This is a genomic window from Brevundimonas sp., from assembly GCF_035627475.1.
Taxonomy (GTDB): Bacteria; Pseudomonadota; Alphaproteobacteria; order Caulobacterales; family Caulobacteraceae; genus Brevundimonas.
Genome location: NZ_DASPLR010000038.1, coordinates 38247 through 55428 on the forward strand (window position 1 = coordinate 38247; position 17182 = coordinate 55428).

18 protein-coding genes and 1 pseudogene are annotated in these 17182 nt (G+C 70.6%); 8 read left to right on the forward strand and 11 right to left on the reverse strand.

What is annotated here, in order from left to right; all coding sequences use genetic code 11:
* The first annotated feature begins 117 nt into the window (after positions 1-117).
* Positions 118-828 (forward strand): glutathione S-transferase N-terminal domain-containing protein, encoded by a 711-nt coding sequence (locus tag VEA62_RS10240; protein WP_324821277.1) that lies wholly within the window; start codon positions 118-120, stop codon positions 826-828.
* Here VEA62_RS10240 and VEA62_RS10245 read toward each other — a convergent pair.
* Genes VEA62_RS10245 through VEA62_RS10260 form a run of 4 tightly spaced genes read right to left on the reverse strand, consistent with a single transcriptional unit; the run spans position 822 to position 4991 of the window.
* Complete coding sequence (locus VEA62_RS10245; RefSeq protein ID WP_324821279.1) at positions 822-1130, reverse strand: hypothetical protein; 309 nt, start codon at positions 1128-1130, stop codon at positions 822-824. The genes VEA62_RS10240 and VEA62_RS10245 overlap by 7 nt on opposite strands.
* 3 nt (positions 1131-1133) lie before the next feature.
* Entirely contained in the window at positions 1134-3671 is a 2538-nt protein-coding gene (locus VEA62_RS10250) for a cbb3-type cytochrome c oxidase subunit I (RefSeq protein WP_324821281.1), read from the reverse strand.
* Positions 3668-4627, reverse strand: a complete 960-nt coding sequence (locus VEA62_RS10255; RefSeq protein WP_324821283.1) for a cytochrome c oxidase subunit II — start codon at positions 4625-4627, stop codon at positions 3668-3670. The genes VEA62_RS10250 and VEA62_RS10255 overlap by 4 nt, the downstream gene beginning before the upstream one ends.
* Positions 4617-4991, reverse strand: coding sequence for a c-type cytochrome (locus VEA62_RS10260; RefSeq protein ID WP_324821285.1), 375 nt, complete (start codon positions 4989-4991; stop codon positions 4617-4619). Before VEA62_RS10260 ends, VEA62_RS10255 begins: the two co-directional genes overlap by 11 nt.
* Positions 4992-5203: 212 nt before the next feature.
* Between VEA62_RS10260 and VEA62_RS10265 the strand changes: the two are divergent.
* Positions 5204-5656: pseudogene (locus VEA62_RS10265) on the forward strand (c-type cytochrome); the annotation flags it as partial.
* Here VEA62_RS10265 and VEA62_RS10270 read toward each other — a convergent pair.
* From VEA62_RS10270 to VEA62_RS10285, 4 genes are all read right to left on the reverse strand, one after another.
* Positions 5652-6386: a cytochrome b gene (locus VEA62_RS10270; RefSeq protein WP_324821287.1), complete on the reverse strand. Its 735-nt coding sequence runs from the start codon at positions 6384-6386 to the stop codon at positions 5652-5654. The pseudogene VEA62_RS10265 and the gene VEA62_RS10270 overlap by 5 nt on opposite strands.
* Positions 6383-7117 carry a cytochrome c oxidase assembly protein gene (locus VEA62_RS10275; RefSeq protein WP_324821289.1) on the reverse strand — a complete coding sequence of 245 codons (735 nt, stop codon included), beginning with the start codon at positions 7115-7117 and terminating at the stop codon, positions 6383-6385. The genes VEA62_RS10270 and VEA62_RS10275 overlap by 4 nt, the downstream gene beginning before the upstream one ends.
* Positions 7114-9621 (reverse strand): membrane-bound PQQ-dependent dehydrogenase, glucose/quinate/shikimate family, encoded by a 2508-nt coding sequence (locus VEA62_RS10280; RefSeq protein WP_324821291.1) that lies wholly within the window; start codon positions 9619-9621, stop codon positions 7114-7116. Before VEA62_RS10280 ends, VEA62_RS10275 begins: the two co-directional genes overlap by 4 nt.
* Positions 9622-9895: 274 nt before the next feature.
* Positions 9896-10105, reverse strand: coding sequence for a DUF3606 domain-containing protein (locus tag VEA62_RS10285; protein WP_324821293.1), 210 nt, complete (start codon positions 10103-10105; stop codon positions 9896-9898).
* Positions 10106-10231: 126 nt separating this feature from the next.
* Here VEA62_RS10285 and VEA62_RS10290 point away from each other — a divergent pair, with 126 nt between their 5' ends.
* The 6 genes from VEA62_RS10290 to VEA62_RS10315 all read left to right on the forward strand — a co-directional run bounded on the left by VEA62_RS10290 (position 10232) and on the right by VEA62_RS10315 (position 14097).
* Positions 10232-10438 (forward strand): hypothetical protein, encoded by a 207-nt coding sequence (locus VEA62_RS10290; RefSeq protein ID WP_324821295.1) that lies wholly within the window; start codon positions 10232-10234, stop codon positions 10436-10438.
* 87 nt (positions 10439-10525) lie between these two features.
* On the forward strand, positions 10526-10948 hold the full coding sequence (locus VEA62_RS10295) for a four-helix bundle copper-binding protein (RefSeq protein WP_324821296.1): 423 nt from the start codon (positions 10526-10528) through the stop codon (positions 10946-10948).
* 30 nt (positions 10949-10978) lie between these two features.
* Positions 10979-11254: an SWIB/MDM2 domain-containing protein gene (locus VEA62_RS10300; protein WP_324821298.1), complete on the forward strand. Its 276-nt coding sequence runs from the start codon at positions 10979-10981 to the stop codon at positions 11252-11254.
* A 3-nt stretch (positions 11255-11257) separates the two neighbouring features.
* Positions 11258-11590 (forward strand): hypothetical protein, encoded by a 333-nt coding sequence (locus tag VEA62_RS10305; protein ID WP_324821300.1) that lies wholly within the window; start codon positions 11258-11260, stop codon positions 11588-11590.
* Positions 11591-11597: 7 nt separating this feature from the next.
* A complete protein-coding gene (locus VEA62_RS10310) occupies positions 11598-12668 on the forward strand; it encodes a polysaccharide pyruvyl transferase family protein (protein ID WP_324821301.1) in 1071 nt (356 codons plus the stop codon).
* Positions 12649-14097, forward strand: a complete 1449-nt coding sequence (locus VEA62_RS10315) for a Coenzyme F420 hydrogenase/dehydrogenase, beta subunit C-terminal domain (RefSeq protein WP_324821303.1) — start codon at positions 12649-12651, stop codon at positions 14095-14097. The genes VEA62_RS10310 and VEA62_RS10315 overlap by 20 nt, the downstream gene beginning before the upstream one ends.
* Here VEA62_RS10315 and VEA62_RS10320 read toward each other — a convergent pair.
* From VEA62_RS10320 to VEA62_RS10330, 3 genes are read right to left on the reverse strand one after another with little or no spacing between them, the layout of a single operon-like run.
* Complete coding sequence (locus tag VEA62_RS10320; protein WP_324821305.1) at positions 14062-15429, reverse strand: UDP-glucose/GDP-mannose dehydrogenase family protein; 1368 nt, start codon at positions 15427-15429, stop codon at positions 14062-14064. The two genes, VEA62_RS10315 and VEA62_RS10320, sit on opposite strands and share 36 nt — an antisense overlap.
* Positions 15426-16361, reverse strand: a complete 936-nt coding sequence (locus VEA62_RS10325; protein ID WP_324821307.1) for a beta-xylosidase — start codon at positions 16359-16361, stop codon at positions 15426-15428. The genes VEA62_RS10320 and VEA62_RS10325 overlap by 4 nt, the downstream gene beginning before the upstream one ends.
* Positions 16358-17143, reverse strand: coding sequence for a TIGR04290 family methyltransferase (locus tag VEA62_RS10330; protein WP_324821309.1), 786 nt, complete (start codon positions 17141-17143; stop codon positions 16358-16360). The genes VEA62_RS10325 and VEA62_RS10330 overlap by 4 nt, the downstream gene beginning before the upstream one ends.
* Between the last annotated feature and the right edge of the window lie 39 nt (positions 17144-17182).

Sequence of the window (17182 nt, forward strand, 5' to 3'; positions counted from 1 at the left end):
GGGTCCAGACAGGGACCGGCCGCCGGCCCCAAAAACGATGCACGAATGCGCCACCATCACGGTTGCGGTTGAGCCCGCCCTGCCTACATCCGTCCGGACCGCAGCAGGAGCTTCTCCATGACCGACCTCTCCGCCTTCCCGATCACCGGGCGCTGGCCGGCGCGGCATCCGGACCGGCTGCAGCTGTATTCGCTGAACACGCCGAACGGGGTGAAGGTCTCGATCATGCTGGAGGAGACCGGCCTGCCCTATGAGCCGCACTTCGTCGACATCGGCAAGAACGAGACCTGGGAGCCGGAATTCCTGTCGCTGAACCCGAACGGCAAGATACCCGCCATCATCGATCCGGAGGGGCCGGACGGAAAGCCGCTGGCCCTGTTCGAGTCCGGCGCCATCCTGTTCTATCTGGCCGAGAAGACCGGCCAGTTCCTGCCCGCCGATCCGGCGAGGCGCTATGAGACCCTGCAGTGGGTCATGTTCCAGATGGGCGGCATGGGGCCGATCTTCGGACAGGTCGGCTATTTCCACAAATTCGCCGGCAAGGCCATCGAGGACAAGCGGCCGCTGGAGCGCTACGCGACGGAATCCAGTCGGGTTCTCGGCGTACTCGACGGCCGGCTGGAGGGCCGTGACTGGGTGATGGACGACTACTCCATCGCCGACATCTCGATGCTGGGATGGGTGCGCAACCTGATCGGCTTCTACGAGGCGCGGGAGCTGGTCGGGTTCGACAGGCTGAAGAACGTCCCGGCCTGGCTGGAACGCGGCCTCGCCCGTCCGGCGGTGCAGCGCGGGCTGGAGATTCCGGCCCGGCCCGACCGTCAGTAGCCGATGACGGTGGGCAGGGCCTGCCAGACAATGGCCAGCGTCGCTACGCCCGCCCCGAGCACGGCAAGCTGATCGCCGAAACGGGCCGACGGATCGCGCCTCCGACGGAGACTGCGCGCCGCAGACCCGGCGAGGACCAGCGCCGCCAGAACGCAGGCGGCGCTGAACGCCAGCCCCGCCATCCGCCACGGCGGATCGTCGGCGCGGCTGACCACATCGGCGAGGCTGGCGATGCCGTAGACGCCCATGAAGTGCAGGGCCCAGACGATCAGCCCGCCCAGCATCCAGACCCAGCGCAGCATGGCTCAGCCCCCGGGGAACAACCGGGTCAGCAGGGTGGCGAACACCCCCTGCCCGGCCGAGAAGACGATGAACAGGGCGATCAGGTCATAGGTCGCAGGCCGGTCGGCGCGCGCGTGCCCGGCCAGCCAGCGCAGCAGCGCGTAAGGGCCCATCAGGGCGACCACGGCGGCGAACAGTCCCTGCCAGGACAGAAAGGCGTAGACGGTCGCCCCCTGCGCATTGGCCTCGGGGCGCAGGCCGGTGGCCCGCCAGGCGTCGAGATCAATCCACCAGGCGCCGACGACGAGGCCCGCCGCGGCGACCATCATCACGGCTGCGAGGACGGCCGCGCGCGGGCGGGCCAGCCTCAGCGACCGGCACGCCAGCCACGCCAGCAGGGCGGCCGCGGCGTTCCCCGCCACCGCCCAGGCCATCGACAATATCCCGGGCGGCGGGGCCCAGTCAGCCGGATTCCGGCTCCACAGGAAGACGTAGCTGAAGCCCGTCAGCAGCAGGACCATGCCCGCCACCACCAGGGTGACGATCATGGCCCACCAGCCGTGGCTGGACGGTCCGGCGGCGTAGGTCGGCACGGTGACGCCGGCGCCGATATCCACCGCGACTTGCTCGAGCGGCCGGTCGAGGAACCAGCACCATTGCAGGATGCAATAGACGCCCAGCACGCCGCTGATCGCCGCCGGCCAGTAGGCCTTGACCGTCAGCAGCAGGAAGAAGGCCGCCGTGAACACCGCCGCCCAGACGTGCCAGGCCGAGGGCCGCGGCATGCGCTGCAGATACTGCGGCTCGGCGTTGAGGGTCGAGGTGACGATGGTCTCGCGCTCGCCGGTCGCGGTGTTGGGCAGGAAGTAGCGGCCGGCCTCCACGTCGCGCGCCAGCCCCTTCTGGTCCCACAGCGGGTACAGGCTCTTCACCACGGGAATCGAGCGTACGGAGTAGAGACCGGTGGGCAGCCACTCCAGCCCGGGGCCGTCGAAGACATTGCCGGCGTCGCGCCCGCCGAACGGGCGGAAGTTGCGGATCATGTCGATGATCCAGATCAGCACCGCCGCCGCGAACAGGAAGGACCCGAGGGTCGAGATGAGGTTGGGCCACTCCCAGCCGCGATCCGGCAGGTAGGTGTAGACCCTGCGCGGCATGCCCATCAGCCCGGTCAGGTGCATGGGCAGGAAGGTCAGATGCATGCCGGCGAACATCAGCCAGAACACCCATTTGCCGAGCCGCTCGGACAGCGGCCGGCTCGAGGTCATCGGCAGCCAGTAGTAGATGGCCGCGAACATCGGGAAGACCATGCCGCCGATCAGCACATAGTGCAGGTGGGCGACGATGAAGTAGCTGTCGTGGGCCTGCCAGTCGAACGGGACCATGGCCACCATCACCCCGGTCAGGCCGCCCATGACGAAGATCACCAGCCCGCCGACGACGAACAGGCCGGGCGTGCTGAACCGCATCCGGCCGGCCGCGATGGTGGCGATCCAGGCGAAGACCTGCACGCCCGCCGGCAACGACACCGCCATCGAGGCCGCCGAGAAGAAGCTGGTCGAGATGGTCGGCATGCCGGTGGTGAACATGTGGTGGGCCCACACGCCGAAGCTGATGAACCCCGTCGCCAGCATGGCCAGCACTACGAGCCGATAGCCGACCAGCGGCGTCCTCGCCATGGCCGGGATGATGGTCGACATGGCGCCCGCCGCCGGCAGGAAGATGATGTAGACCTCGGGGTGGCCGAAGAACCAGAACAGATGTTGCCACAGCAGCGGATCGCCACCCTTGAGCGGATCGAAGAACGGCCAGCCCAGCGCCCGCTCCAGTTCCAGCAGCAGCGTCGAGAGGATGATCGACGGGAAGGCGATGATGATCATCCCGGCGAAGATCAGCATGGCCCAGGCGAAGATCGGCAGCTTGTCCAGGGTCATGCCGGGGGCGCGGGTGCGCAGCACGCCGACGATGATCTCGATGGCCCCGGCGATCGCCGAAATCTCTATGAAGCCGATGCCGAGCAGCCAGAAGTCGGCGTTGATCCCCGGCGACCACGCCGTCGACGTCAGCGGCGGGTACATGAACCAGCCGCCGTTCGGCGCGAGACCGAAGAACAGGGAGGCGAAGAAGGCCAGGCCCCCGATCAGATAGGCCCAGAAGGCGTAGGCGCTGAGCCTCGGGAACGGCAGGTCGCGCGCCCCCAGCATCTGCGGCAGCAGCAGCACCCCCAAGGCCTCGACGGCCGGCACGGCGAACAGGAACATCATCGTCGTGCCGTGGACGGTGAAGAACTGGTTGTAGGTCTCCTGTGGAAGGAATCCGCTCATCGGCACGGCCAGCTGGGTGCGCATCAGCACGGCCAGGACGCCCGCGAGCACGAAGAACAGCATGGCCGCGCCGACGTAGTAGACGCCGACGAAATTGTTGTTGATGGCGGTGATCCACTGCCAGCCCTTCGGACCGCACCAGACCTCCTCAAGCGCCTCCAGCTCCCCCTCCGGCCGCTCGCCGGCGGTCGGGAACCGGTCGTAGAGCGCCGGGTCGAAGCCGGTCTCGCTCTTCACTTCAGGCTCTCGAGCCAGGCCGAGACGTCGCGCAGCTCCTGGCCGGTCAGCACCGGATAGGCCGGCATGCGGTTGCCCGGCTTGATCGCCTGGCTGTCGGAAATCCAGCCGGCGATGGTTCCCTGGTTGTTGGGCAGGATGCCTGCCCCCAGGGTGCGGCGCGAACCGACATGGCTGAGGTCCGGCCCGGCCAGGCCGTTGAAGGCGGTCCCCGAGACGGCATGGCAGGCCCCGCAGCCGGCGCGGTCGAACACCGCCATGCCCGGATGGGTCGAGGTGGCGGCGGCGGCAGGGGCCGCCCGCCGCGCCCGCCACCCCTCGAACTCCGACGGCTCATGCGCCACGACGACAAGCCCCATCAGGGCGTGCGGACCGCCGCAGTATTCGGCGCACTGGCCGCCATAGGCGCCGGGGGCGTCGGCCTGCACCCGCATCAGGTTGCGGCGGCCGGGGATCATGTCGACCTTGCCGCCCAGCCGGGGGATCCAGAGGCTGTGGATCACGTCGGCCGAGTCGAGTTCCAGCACCACCGGCCGGCCCGCCGGGATGTGGATCTCGTTGGCGTCCTGCAGCACCTCGCGTCCGGCGGCGTCCAGGTAGGCGACCCGCCACCACCACATCTCGCCGGTGACCCGCACCCGCATCTCGCCGGCCGCCGGCTCCTGCGTCAGGTGAGAGGTCAGGCCAAGGCCGTAGACGAGCAGGGCGCTGAGAACGACCACCGGAAACGCCAGTCCGCCGATCCACACCAGCCGCTCGCCGCCAAGACTGGTCCGCCAGCGGCGGGGCCCGAACAGCGCCAGTCCCAGCGCCACCAGCACCACCAGCAGCACCACGGCGCCCATGGCGAACAGCACCCAGGCCAGCACCTCAAGCGGCCCCGCGAAGGGTCCGGCCGGGTCCAGCGCCGGCGGCGGCCAACCCGCGGTCCCCTCCACCGTACGGTCAGCGGTCATCGAGCGTATAGAGCCAGGCCGCGACGTCGCGCGCTTCGGCCTCGCTGATCGGCATGGGCGGCATGCCGGTCTCCGGCGACAGCGCCGGGGCGTCGACCAGCCAGGCCGTCAGGACATCCGGCTGGTTCGGAAACCGGCCGGCGATCATCGGACTGGCCCCGAAGCCCTTGAGCGAAGGCCCCGCCCGCCCTTCGGGCCATTCGACCCCGGGGATGGCGTGGCAGGCCGCGCAGCCGACCCGCTCGACCACCTCCAGGCCGCGGGCGGGGTCCGCCCCCGCGACAGGGCGCGGCGGCGGGCTCTGATCCCCACAGGCGGACAGAAAGGCGGCCGCCAGCGGCGCCCATCGCAGCATCGTCGTCATGGCGCTTGAACCGGTCAGCCATCCTGCCCCTTTCGGGGATCAAACCCGTGCTCAGCGTCACGGTTCCTGCCGGAACCGCAAAGGTCGGCTGGTGTTGGTCCGGCGTGCGCCCGCTTCCCGCCCTCCTCGTGCTCGCGACCGCCCTCGCGGCCTGCTCGAAGGTCGACGAGCGGTCGGTCGAGGCCTTCACGGCCGACGGCCGGATCATCGCGATGAGCGGCGGCGAGGGCGGACCGGCCAACGCCTGTTTCAGCTGCCATGGCCTCGACGGCGCCGGAGACGGGGTCAGCACGCCGCGCCTGGCGGGGATGGACGCAGGCTATCTGCAGAAGCAGCTCGGGGACTATGCCGACGGAACCCGGGCCGACGAGGTCATGGGGCCGATCGCCCGATGGCTGGACGACGGCGACCGGCGCGCGGTGGCGGCCTGGTACGCCGCCCTGCCGGCGCCGCCGGCGAAGGGCCCGCCGCTCGCGCCGCCGGGCATCTATGGGACCGGCGCACCCGGTCGAGGCGTGACCGCCTGCGTCGCCTGCCACGGTCCTGACGGGCGGGGTCGCGGCGCCGGCGGCCCCGCCATCGCCGGCCAGCCCGCCGCCTACACCCTCGACCAACTGCGCCGCTGGAAGCGGGCCGGGCGGCGCAACGATCCGCGCGGAGTCATGGCCGATGCGGTCGCGGGACTGACCGACGCCGAGATGCGGGCCATAGCCGCCTGGCTCGAGCGCGCACCCACTGCTCCGCCGCCAGCCAGCGACGCTGCCAGCGCGTCCGCCGCCGCGGCAGCTGCGGCACGACCGGCAGCATACCGTGGAATACGTCGTCCCGATCGATGAAATGGTGCTTCAGCGCCGCCCCGACGTGGATCGGGATCAGGGCGAGCAGGGTCGCCACGAGGCCCCAGTGCATCCATTCGGCGAGCGCCTCGACCTGCCAGCGCTGAACGAGACCCAGGTCGCCGAAAGGCATCAGCGGCCACGGTATGAAGCCGACCAGCGACAGCTGCTGCTCCCGCGCCGTCGCCGAGATCATCGCCCAGCCGGTCAGCGGCAGGCCGAAGAGGCAGGTGTAGAAGACATAGTGGGTCACGTGCGCCGCCATGCTTTCCCAGCCGGGCTTGTCGGCGTCGTTGATCGGTCCGGGCGCCAGGGTGCGCCACAGGCCCCGGCCCATGGCCAGCACCAGCATCAACACGCCGATGAGGTAGTGGAGGTCGTGCGCCGCCACCTTGTCGCCGCCCACCGGCAGCCGCCCCATCCACCAACCCCAGATCAGCTGGAAGATCACCAGCACGGCCATGGTCCAGTGGAAGACGATGGCCACGGGCGAGTAGCGGCCCTCGTCGTGGTGGCCCGCGGCCCATTCGAGGACGCTGACGATCAGCCGGTCGATCATGCGGGGCTCGGGCGGGCGTCGGGACCGATCCAGCGTCCGAGCACCAGCAGGGCGGCGGCCAGATAGACCGCCGCCGCCGGGGCCCACATGATCAGCCCGGCGGCCTGCTGGTCCTCGAGCGGGCTCAACCCCCAGGCGGCCGTAGTCAGGTAATGCGGGGCGTATACGGGCTGGCCGGTGAAGGTCAGCAAGGCGCCCAGCAGACCCATGGCCACCATGGCCAGCAGCAGGGCGGCGACCGCGCCGGGGGCCGAAGCCCTCCGGACGCCGGCCCAGAACCACACGGCGGTCCCGAGCAGGCTGAGCTGCATCGACCAGTAGGCCGCGCCGTTCGACAGGGCCCAGCCGTAGGCCGCCGGCGCGTGCCAGGCCCAGAACACCGCCGCCTGGGCGAAGGTCGCCAGCGCCAGCGGTCCGGTCCGCAGACGGGGCAGGGTCGCGGCTAGCAGGGGCGCCGCCGCCGCCACCAGCAGGACGTGATGCACGGTCCGCGCTGTGAACAGGGCCGAGCTGAGCGCGCACAGTGGCGACACGAAGATCACCGCCAGCACACCGGCCGCGGCGACGCCGGCCGCCCGCTCTCCGCCCGACCGCCGCCACAGGACGAGCGCGACGCCCACGGCCAGCGCGGCGCCCAGCACGGGGTCGAGGTTCCAGCGGGCCAGCCACTCGGCCGGCCCCGGACCGGGGCCGCAGTACGGCGCCCAGATCGCCGGGGCGCCGGGGCTCATCGCTCCGGCAGGGCGTAGGCGATCACATAGTCTCCAGCGGGCGTTTCCATGAAGTGGTGCCCGCCCGCCACGATGACCAGATACTGCCGCCCGTCCTGCTCATAGACCATCGGCGCGGCCTGGCCGCCGGCCGGCAGGACGTCGGACCACACCGTCTCGCCGGTCTCGATGTCGATGGCCCGGATCAGGTCGTCGGTGGCGGCGGCGATGAAGATCAGGCCGCCGGCGGTGACCACCGAGCCGCCGTTGTTGGGCGTGCCGATGTCGAGCGGCAGCATCGACGGAATGCCGAACGGGCCGTTCTTCCGCGCCGTGCCCAGCGGCCGGTCCCAGACGGTGCGGCCGGTGCGGATGTCGATGGCGCGGATGCCGCCGTAGGGGGGCTGCTTGCACAGCATGCCGGTCGACTTCATCCGCCAGCCGGCGTTGACGTCGATGGCGTAGGGTACGCCCCATTGAGGATCGCCGGCGCCCTCGGCCCCCTCCGGAGCGCCGCCGCGCGACTCCGGCGTCTGCTTCGTCAGCCGCGGGTCGCCGCGCGGGAACCAGCCCTTCTCGTTGGCCTCCTCGCGCGGCACCAGCCGGTTGTAGTTGGGCATGTCGTTGTAGTTGGCGATGATCCAGCCGCGCCGCGGATCGACCGCCACCCCGCCCCAGTCGGAGCCGCCGTTGTAGCCCGGATACTGGATCCAGCGGCGGTCGCTGGTCGGCGGCGTGTAGAAGCCGTCGTATGCCGCCTGGCGGAAGCCTATGCGACACGCCAGCTGGTCGATCGGGGACATGCCCCACATGTCGCGCTCGGTGAGGTCGGCGTCCGGGCGAAGCGTGTGGAACAGGGAATGCGGCTGCGTCGCCGCGCGCTCGCGGGGTTCGACCCCGCCCTGGGGCACGCGCCGCTCCTCCACCGGAGTCAGCGGACGGCCGGTGCGCCGGTCGAGGATGTAGAGGTCGCCCTGCTTGCTGGGCAGGACCAGGGCCGGGACAACCCCGCCGCCGGCCGGATAGTCCATCAGCGTCGCCTGCGAGCCGAGGTCGTAGTCCCAGACGTCCTTGTGCACCGTCTGGAACGACCAGACCGGGCGGCCCGTGGTCACGTCCAGCGCAACCAGCGAGGTGGCGTAGCGGTTCTCGGCCTCGGAGCGATCGGCGCTGTAGTAGTCGGCCGCCGAGTTGCCCATCGGCAGATAGACCAGCCCCAGCTGCTCGTCCCCCGAGGCCGTGGTCCACATATTCGGCGTGCCGCGCGTGTAGGCGTCCCCTTCCCCTGGCCGGCCGGTCAGGTCAGGCCGAGCCATGTCCCAGGCCCAGCGCAGTTCGCCGGTGACGGCGTCGTAGCCCTGGATTACGCCCGAGGGGGCCTCGTTGTACTGGCCGTCCAGCACCTGGTGGCCCGTGACCACCACGCCGCGCACGATGGTCGGGGCCGAGGTGATCGAGACCATGCCGGGTATGACCGGGCCCATGCCGACCTTGATGTCGACAGCGCCGCCGACCCCGAAATCGGCGCAGGGCCGGCCGGTGCGGGCGTCGACCGCGATCAGCCGGCCGTCGAGCGTGCCCGCGATGATCCGGGTGGCGCAGGCGGCCGGGGGGGCCACGGGGATCGGCGCCGGTCGAGGTTGTGCGGCCGCGGCGGCGGCGCCGGGGACCGCCGACGGAGCGGCTGACTGCACAGCGGCGGCGCTCGTGTCGTAATAGGCCACGCCCCGGCAGGCGGCGGTGTAGGGAATCCACTCCTCGGACACCCCCGGATCGTAGCGCCAGCGCTCGCGGCCGGTGCGGGCGTCGAGCGCGATCAGCTTGCTCATGGCCGTGCACAGGTAGACGGTGTCGCCGATCTTCAGCGGCGTGGTTTCAGCACCCCATTTCTTCTCGGGGATGTCGCCCGTGCGGAAGGTCCACGCCCGCTGCAACCGGCCGACATTGTCCCGGTTGATCTGGGTGAGCGGTGAAAAGCGACGGGCGCTGTAGGTCCCGCCCCAGGCGGGCCAGTCGGCCCCCACGTCCCGCAGGGACGGCTCCGACATGGCCGCGACGGCGATGGTCTGCATGGCGGCCGGCCGCATCGGCCGGTTGGCCTGCGCCACCACCACGCCGGCGACCACGGCGCCGAGCACGAAGACCGCGGCCCCGGCCAGGGCCATACGCCCCCCGCGCCGGCCGCCCACCACCGCCAGGCTGGCGATCACAAGGGCCAGCAACACGGCCGGCGCGACCACGCGCGGCACCAGGGCCCAGCCGTTCAGCCCGACCTCCCAGAGCGCCCACAGGACGGTGAGGACGAAGACCCCGACGTAGATCCACGCCCCGAGGACGTTCAGCCGCCACAGCATGGCGCCCGAGGCGATCAGGCCGAGCCCGGCCAGCAGGTAGTAGAACGAGCCGCCCAGCGAGATCAGCCAGCCGCCCCCGATCGCCAGCACCAATCCGATCAGGATCAGCAGCACCGCCAGAATACGCACCAGCAGGCCGCCAAAGCCCGCACCCCTCTCGATTCTGGTCATGTCGCGGCCTGCCTTTCAGCTTCGCTGCAAGGGCAAACCGGCGGGATGCGACGGAGTTCCGACTCCGCGACAGGCGACTGCGCGGCTCAGCCCCGCCTCTCGCTCTCGGCGTTGGTCCGGGCGTCGTCTCCCGAGCCGGAACCGGGTCCTCCCGCCGACGGCGGGCGATTCCGCTTCTGGTCAGGCCCGGCCCCGGCCTCGCCGACCCTCTGCTGCCCCAGCCCCTGGTTCTCGTGAACTGCCCGGCCCTTGTCCGTTGGGTTTCGCGTGGCCATCAGCGCCGCCCTCCCAGTTCGCGTTGCACGTCGCGGAAGCTTGTCCCGACCCGCGCCACCGCCAGCCGAACCGCCTCGGGAGTCACGGCGAAGGTCTCGGCGAGACGCAGGACGTCGGCCTCGCCCAGGGCGTCCGGGGGGAGACCGGATCCGAGCACCGGCGACCAGTCGAGCCCCGGCGGAGTCCCTGTTTCCGAAATCGCGCTCATCTCGTCCTCCACACGGCCACGCGCCGGAAACGCGGTCCGCCCGCAGAAGGCTCCTGTGTCGGAAAGCCGACGTCCTCCGGGCGTACAGAAAGGGAACTCCGCACCACCCCTCGCCGTTGGCGAATGATGGACAGGGCCGACAAGAATCCTCCGTCGAAAGGCTCCGGCCTGGTGGTCGGCGGCCTGGGCGGGCCCGAGGAGGAACTGCTCGAGTCCGGGCAGGAAGAGGTCTTCTCGCGGACCGAGGTCGAGAGCGGCCGGATCGAGCACCATGTCGAGGCCGGCGGCTCAACCGGCGGCGACGGGGGCCGGAACCGCAAGCGCCGCGCCTGAGCCGCGGCGCGGATATTTTGCGGCGCCGCTTCGAACTTCCGGGCCCCGCACCGGTTGGTCTGCCGAAACCGGAACGGGAGCCAAGCCATGCACGCCCAACAGATGATCGCCGCCCACCCCCATGTCCGGGGGGAGGTCAACACCGCCCTCGCCCGCTGCGTCGAGGCCTGTTTCGACTGCGCCCAGGTCTGCGCCTCATGCGCCGACGCCTGCCTGGGCGAGGAGACGGTCGCCGAGCTGGTCCAGTGCATCAGGCTGAACATGGACTGCGCCGACGTCTGCCTGACCAGCGGCCTGATCGCCACCCGCCGCTCCGGCGGCGACGTGCCCGTGATCGCCGCCCAGCTGCGGGCCTGCGAATTGGCCTGCGCCCGATGCGCCGAGGAATGCGAACGGCACGCGGAAATGCACGAGCACTGCCGCATCTGCGCCGAAGCCTGCCGGGACTGCGAGCGCGCCTGCCGCGAGGCGGTGTCCAGCCTGCCGGGCGCCGACACGTCGCGCCACTGACCCTGTTTCAACACCGATCGGAGATCTGAAATGGCACAGAAGGAAGGACCCGGGGCCGGCGAGGAGAACGACGGCCTGCACCGCCCGCTCACGCTGTCAGAGGAGCTGTCGGAGGTCGTCGGCGACGGGCCGATGGGCCGCGCCGACGTCGTCAGCGGCCTGTGGGACTACATCAGGAAGAACGACCTGCAGGACGGGCAGGATATCAAGGCCGACGACAAGCTGAAGGCCGTCTTCCACAAGGATCGGGTGTCGATGTTCGAGATGAACGAGATCCTGTCTGACCACCTGCGCGAGGCGCGCTGAGCCATGGCGCAGGCAGGCTTCAACGAGACCGGCAAGACCGGCCATCACGAGCGCAACAAGATCGAGGGCGAGGGCGCCGTCAACGCTTCAGGGGCCGAGACCACCAGCACCGGCGGCGAGGGCGTGACCGACGACTTCGATCCGGACGCGCCGGCTCCCGCTGACCCCGGCGGCCGCACCGATCCATCCCTGCGCGGAGCGGTGGCGCGGCCAGGCACGCATGATCCTGAGGATTCGAGCTTCGCGCCCGGCGGCGACAAGACGTCCAACCCTGACGTCGACGCCGCCGCCATGCTGCGCCAGACGACCGGTTCCGACGAAACCGGCCGGCACTGAGGCCGCGGTGGCGAGGCCCCGCCGCATCGGCGTCCTGACCTTCCACCGCTGCATCAACTACGGCTCCTATTGGCAGGCGCGCTGCCTGGCCGAGGGGTTGCGCCGGCGCGGCGTCGAGACGGTGCTGCTCGATCACCGCTCGGCCCGGGTGAACCGGGCCGAGTGGCGCTGCGCCCTCCAGCCAATGCTGCCCGCGCCGACGCCACGCGCGGACTTCCCCCTCTATGCGGCGAAAGCGCGGAAATTTTTCGACGCCTTCGAATCCCTGCCCCTGACCGAGCCCTTCAGCCTCGAGGCGCCGCAGCTGCGTGAGGCGTTCGACGCCGTGGTGGTAGGCAGCGACGAGGTGTGGAATTTCCGCCATCCTTGGTACGCCAGCCGGCCGCTGTTCTTCGGCGATGGCCTCCAGACCGGCCGCCTCGTCGCCTATGCCGCCAGCTTCGGCAATCACGATGCGGACGACGGGGTCGATCCCTGCTGGGCCGAGCGGCTGGGCGGCTTCTCGGCCATTGCGGTGCGTGACGACAACTCGCGCCGGCTGATCCGGTCCAGCCTGGGAACCGAGCCGGAGATCGTGCTCGACCCCTGCCTGCAGTTCCATGACCTGCCGCGGCGGCCCGCCGAGGAGCCGTGGCCGGACCGGGCCGTCGTCTACGGCCACTCCTTCGCCGGATGGTTCAAGGCGGCGGTCCGCCGCTGGGCGGACGCGCATGGCGTGCGGCTGGTCAGCGTCGGCTACCGCAACGACTGGGCCGACGAGCAGTGGATCGCCGCCGGGCCCGAGGAGTTCGCCCGGGCCATGGCCTCGGCCCGGGCCGTGATCACCAACTTCTTCCACGGCTGCGTCTTCGCCCTGGTCAACGCCCGTCCGTTCGTCACCGCCCTGACCGACTATCGCGTCAACAAGATCCGGGACCTGACCAGTCGGGTCGGGGCGGGGCGGCGCCTGATGAGCGCGGACTCGACGCCCGCGGATTATGCGGCGGCTCTGGACGAGGCGGTCGAACCCGAGATCGCATCCCGGCTGGACGGATTGCGGCGGCGGTCGGAGGCCTGGCTTGACCTTGCGCTCGCCTGAGACGCCGCCGCCCCGGCCAGGCCCCTACAGCCCGGATGACGTCGTGCGCTCCGGACTGTGCATCGGCTGCGGCGCCTGTGTCGGCGCGGACCGCTCCGGCCGCTCGGTCATGGCCATGGACGCGGACGGACATCTGAAGCCTGACGGTCCGGCGGCGTGGCGCAAAGCCCGCTCGCCGGAGTTCTCGGCCCTGTGCCCCTTCTCCCCGGCGGCGGCCGACGAGGACGACATCGCTCTTGAGCGCTACCCGGCCGCGCCAATGGACGATCCCCGCATCGGGCGCTTCGTCTCGGCCTGGGTTGGTCACGCTGAGGAAGGTGAATTCCGCACCTCGGGCAGTTCGGGCGGAATGGCGAACTGGACAGCGGCGGAGCTGCTGCGCACCGGCCGGGTCGACGCCGTGGCCCATGTCGGCGGCCTGCCCCGTGACGGCGCCGACGATCCGCTGTTCGGCTACCGCATCTCGCGGTCGCTCGACGAGCTCACCGCCGCCGCCAAGTCGCGCTACCACCCGGTGGAGCTGTCCGGCGTGATCGCGACCATCCGCGCCACGCCGGGCCGTTACGCCGTGCTCGGCGTGCCCTGCTTCATCAAGGCGGTGAATCTGCTGCGCGCGCGCGACCCGATCCTCCGTGAGCGGATCGTCTTCACGCTTGGACTGTTCTGCGGCCACATGAAGAGTCTGCGTATGGCCGAGAGCTTCGCCTGGCAGACCGGCGTGCAGATGGAAGACGTGGCGGGGATGGACTACCGGCTCAAGGACCCCTTCCGGCCCGCCAATATCTACACGGCGCAATTCCTGCTCAGGGACGGCGGGGAGCGCCGCCGCGACTGGTGGAATTTCGCGGACGGCGACTGGGGCGCCGGCTTCTTCCAGAACCCCGCCTGCGACTGGTGCGACGATGTGGTGGCCGAGACGGCCGACATCTCGTTCGGCGACGCATGGGTCGAGCCGTATGCTTCGGACGGGCGGGGCACGAACGTCGTGGTCATCCGCGCGGCCGCCCTCGACCGGATGATCCGGGACGCGGTCGGAGCGGGGCGGCTGCGGCTCGGTCCCGTCGATGCCGACTTCATTCATCAGACGCAGGCCGCGGGCTTCCGCCATCGACGCGAGGGGCTGGCGTGGCGACTCGCCCGGCGGCGTTTCGGACACCTGCGCCCCCGCAAACGGGTGGCGCCACGCCGGACAGGCCTCCCGCCGCGCCGCCGCGCCGTCTACTGGATGCGCCGCCAGATCAGCCGTTGGAGCCGCCCCGTGTTCCGCCTCGCGCGCCGGGCACGTCGGCCCGGCCTCTATCTGCGCTGGGCGCGGACCGTGCTCGCCCTGTACCAGGCGCTGGCGTGGTCGCGCGGACGCCTGGGGACGTGGCTCGACCGGCTGGAGGCGGTCTCATGCCGCGGCGCGGGCCGAGCGCGCGGCGCCTAGAGTCCGCTCCTCGCCCACGTCCCTGGCAGCGGCCGCGGGGCGGCCGATCGAGACATAGTCGAGACCCGCCCGCGTCACCTCGTCCGGATCGAACAGGTTGCGCAGGTCGATCAGCAGCGGCGTCTCGGCCACCTTCGCCAGGCGCTTCAGGTCGAGGCTGCGGAAGGCGCCCCACTCCGTCAGGATGACCACCGCCGAAGCGCCCCGGGCCGCGTCATAGGCGTCGCGGCAGAAGCGCACGCCAGGCAGGAGGCCCCGCGCGGCCTCCATGCCCTTGGGGTCGAAGGTCCGCACGTGGGCGCCGCGGCGCTGCAGTTCGGGGATCAGTTCGAGAGAGGCCGCCTCACGCATGTCGTCGGTGCCGGCCTTGAAGGTGAGGCCCAGCACGGCGACCGTCCGGCCTTTCAGGTCGCCCGCCACGGCAGCCACCCGCGCCGCCAGCAGCCGCTTGCGTTCGCGATTGGCCTCGGATGCCGCGGTCACCACGCGCAGAGGCACGGCGGCGGCGCGGCCCGTGCTGAGCAGGGCGTCGGTGTCCTTGGGGAAGCACGATCCGCCGAAGCCCGGGCCCGGATCGAGGAAGCGCGCCCCGATGCGGGCGTCCAGGCCCATGCCCTCGGCCACGCGCACGGCGTCGGCGCCGAGCTCCTCGCACAGGTCGGCGATCTCGTTGATGTAGCTGATCTTGACCGCGAGGAAAGCGTTGGCGGCGTATTTGATCAGCTCGGACGTGCGCCGGTCGGTCAGCACCAGCGGCGCGCCAGCGTCCGTCAGCGGCGCATAGATCGCCCGCATCAGCTCGCGGGCGCGAAGGTCGTCGGTTCCGACCACGATCCGGTCCGGCTTCATGAAGTCGCCGATCGCGGATCCCTCTCGCAGGAACTCCGGATTCGACACCACGGCGAGGTCGGCGTCCGGCCGCAGGTCGGCCAGCAAGGCCTCGATCTGGTCCCCGGTCCCGACCGGCACCGTCGATTTGGTGATCACGGCGGTGAAGCCGGCGAGGTGCGGCGCGAGATCGGCCGCCGCCGCGCGAATGTAGCTCAGGTCGGCCTCGCCATCGGGGCCCGGCGGCGTGCCGACGGCGATGAACAGAGCGTCGCGGTCGGAGACCGACTCAGCGATCTCCGTCGAGAAGGTGAGCCGCCCCGCCTGCCGCTGTGTCCGGATGAGTTCGACCAGCCCCGGCTCATAGATCGGGCAGCCGCCGTCGTTGAGCAGGCCGATCTTCTGCGGCAGGGCGTCGACGCAGACCACCTCGTGGCCCAGCGCCGCCAGACAGGTTCCCGTGACCAGGCCGACATAGCCGGTGCCGATGACGCCGATCTTCATGCCAGCTCCTTCGAGACGATCCGGTCCTGCGCGGCCGGCGCACGGCGCGGCGCGTAGCGGGCCGTCATCTCGGCGCAGAAGTCCGCGAATTCCTCCGCGGCCTGCGGCGGGCTGGTGTGGTGCGGTTCGACGCCCCGGTGCTCGGGTGTGAAACAGAAGGTGACGGTCGTCTCGAATTCAGCCAGCGCCTCCATCTGGCGGTCGAACCAGTCCAGCGCCCCCTCGCGATATCGGTCCGCCCACGACAGGCCGGTGCGTACGTGGCGCACGCCAAGCCGACGGAACCAGGCCACGGCCTCCTCGAGCCGATGGTCCTGGAAATGGAACCACTGACAGAGCCCCATCCGGCCGGCGTAGGGCGCATAGGCCTCCACCGCCGGCTTGGGCGAGCCGTCCTCGCGCAGCAGACCCATGTGGAAATGCCGGTAGTAGGACGAGCCCTCGGCCTCCTTGTGCCGGGTCGTCGCCTCCCATGTGCGCGGCAGGTCGTACAGGCTGTACCAGTGGATGCGCGGCGCCTGCCCGATCAGCAGGTCGGCGGTCTTCTTCACCCCCCAGGCCTGCACCTCCTCCGAGCCGAACGAGGACACGCCGACCTCGGTGACCCAGACAGGCTTGTCGGTGACGGCGCGAATCTCGGCGACCTTGTCCGGCCAGGCGTCGATCGGCCACAGGTTCCAGTCGAGCGGAAAGCCGTGCACGGCGACCGCATCGACATGCTCGAGCACGCCCTTGGCCTCAAGCCTCTGCAAGAAGAACGGATCGATCGGCGACATCCCGCCGAGCACGCGGGTCAGCTCCGGGTTCTCCGCCCGGATCGCCTGCCCGGCCAGTTTGGTCATCTCCGCGAACAGATCCCATTCGGGGTCCAGCAGCGGGTCCCAGTGCGACTTGTTGTTGGGTTCGTTCCAGATCTTGACGGCTTCGATCACGCCCTGTCTCCGCTCCTGTCATGGCCATTGGTGGTCGCCCGCGCCGGATAGGCGGCGCCCAGCGCCGGGGGCGGGCCGCGCCGGCACAGGAACACCTCGCTCTCGGGATGGTCGACGATCTCGAATCCGGCGCTGCGCAGCATGGCCGCGCTGCACGCCGCGTTCGGCGCCCACCAGTTGGTCGGATCGTGGGCGTAGCGGTGCTCGATGAAGTGCAGCTTCGGATAGCCCGGCTCGTCGAAATGGCCCTGCTCGTTGAAGTCGTAGTCGGCCGCGACGGGAAACACCTCGTCGGAGCCGCGCTGCATGGACTGGAACAGCAGCAGGTCGTCGGCGACGTGCTCGTGGATCAGATCCAGCGCGAGCAGCGGGTGACGCAGGTGATAGAGCACCCCCATGAAGATCACGAGGTCGAACCGCTCGTTCAGGGCCGCCAGGTCGTAGACCGACAGCTTGCGGAACTCGATGTCGGCGTCCTCGACCTCGGCGGCGAAGCGAGCCTGTTCCAGATAGCGGTCGTCGAAGTCGATCCCGAGCACGCGATCCGCCCCGCGGCGCTTCATTTCCAGGCTGTAGAAGCCGGCGTTGCAGCCGATATCCAGAACGCTCCTGCCGGTCATGTCGGCCGGTATGGCCTGTTGGAAACGGGCGAATTTGTTGGCCGGATAATCGTGCAGGAAGTGGTCGGGCGCGGTCCGCACCCCCTTCAGATCCATGTTGTGAAACCAGTCGCCCAGCGCGGCCACGCGGTCGCGGATCTGGTCAGGTGTCAGGTCAGCCATGAGAGACCTCGTTCAGCGCGTGCGGGTTCGGCCGTTCGA

What these genes read in the sequence shown, in the direction of transcription:
- VEA62_RS10240 (WP_324821277.1), top strand. Translation starts at nt 118, where the DNA reads ATGACCGACCTCTCCGCCTTCCCGATCACCGGGCGCTGGCCGGCGCGG.
- VEA62_RS10245 (WP_324821279.1), bottom strand. Translation starts at nt 1,130, where the DNA reads ATGCTGCGCTGGGTCTGGATGCTGGGCGGGCTGATCGTCTGGGCCCTG.
- VEA62_RS10255 (WP_324821283.1), bottom strand. Translation starts at nt 4,627, where the DNA reads ATGACCGCTGACCGTACGGTGGAGGGGACCGCGGGTTGGCCGCCGCCG.
- VEA62_RS10260 (WP_324821285.1), bottom strand. Translation starts at nt 4,991, where the DNA reads ATGACGACGATGCTGCGATGGGCGCCGCTGGCGGCCGCCTTTCTGTCC.
- VEA62_RS10270 (WP_324821287.1), bottom strand. Translation starts at nt 6,386, where the DNA reads ATGATCGACCGGCTGATCGTCAGCGTCCTCGAATGGGCCGCGGGCCAC.
- VEA62_RS10275 (WP_324821289.1), bottom strand. Translation starts at nt 7,117, where the DNA reads ATGAGCCCCGGCGCCCCGGCGATCTGGGCGCCGTACTGCGGCCCCGGT.
- VEA62_RS10280 (WP_324821291.1), bottom strand. Translation starts at nt 9,621, where the DNA reads ATGACCAGAATCGAGAGGGGTGCGGGCTTTGGCGGCCTGCTGGTGCGT.
- VEA62_RS10285 (WP_324821293.1), bottom strand. Translation starts at nt 10,105, where the DNA reads ATGAGCGCGATTTCGGAAACAGGGACTCCGCCGGGGCTCGACTGGTCG.
- VEA62_RS10290 (WP_324821295.1), top strand. Translation starts at nt 10,232, where the DNA reads ATGGACAGGGCCGACAAGAATCCTCCGTCGAAAGGCTCCGGCCTGGTG.
- VEA62_RS10295 (WP_324821296.1), top strand. Translation starts at nt 10,526, where the DNA reads ATGCACGCCCAACAGATGATCGCCGCCCACCCCCATGTCCGGGGGGAG.
- VEA62_RS10300 (WP_324821298.1), top strand. Translation starts at nt 10,979, where the DNA reads ATGGCACAGAAGGAAGGACCCGGGGCCGGCGAGGAGAACGACGGCCTG.
- VEA62_RS10305 (WP_324821300.1), top strand. Translation starts at nt 11,258, where the DNA reads ATGGCGCAGGCAGGCTTCAACGAGACCGGCAAGACCGGCCATCACGAG.
- VEA62_RS10320 (WP_324821305.1), bottom strand. Translation starts at nt 15,429, where the DNA reads ATGAAGATCGGCGTCATCGGCACCGGCTATGTCGGCCTGGTCACGGGA.
- VEA62_RS10330 (WP_324821309.1), bottom strand. Translation starts at nt 17,143, where the DNA reads ATGGCTGACCTGACACCTGACCAGATCCGCGACCGCGTGGCCGCGCTG.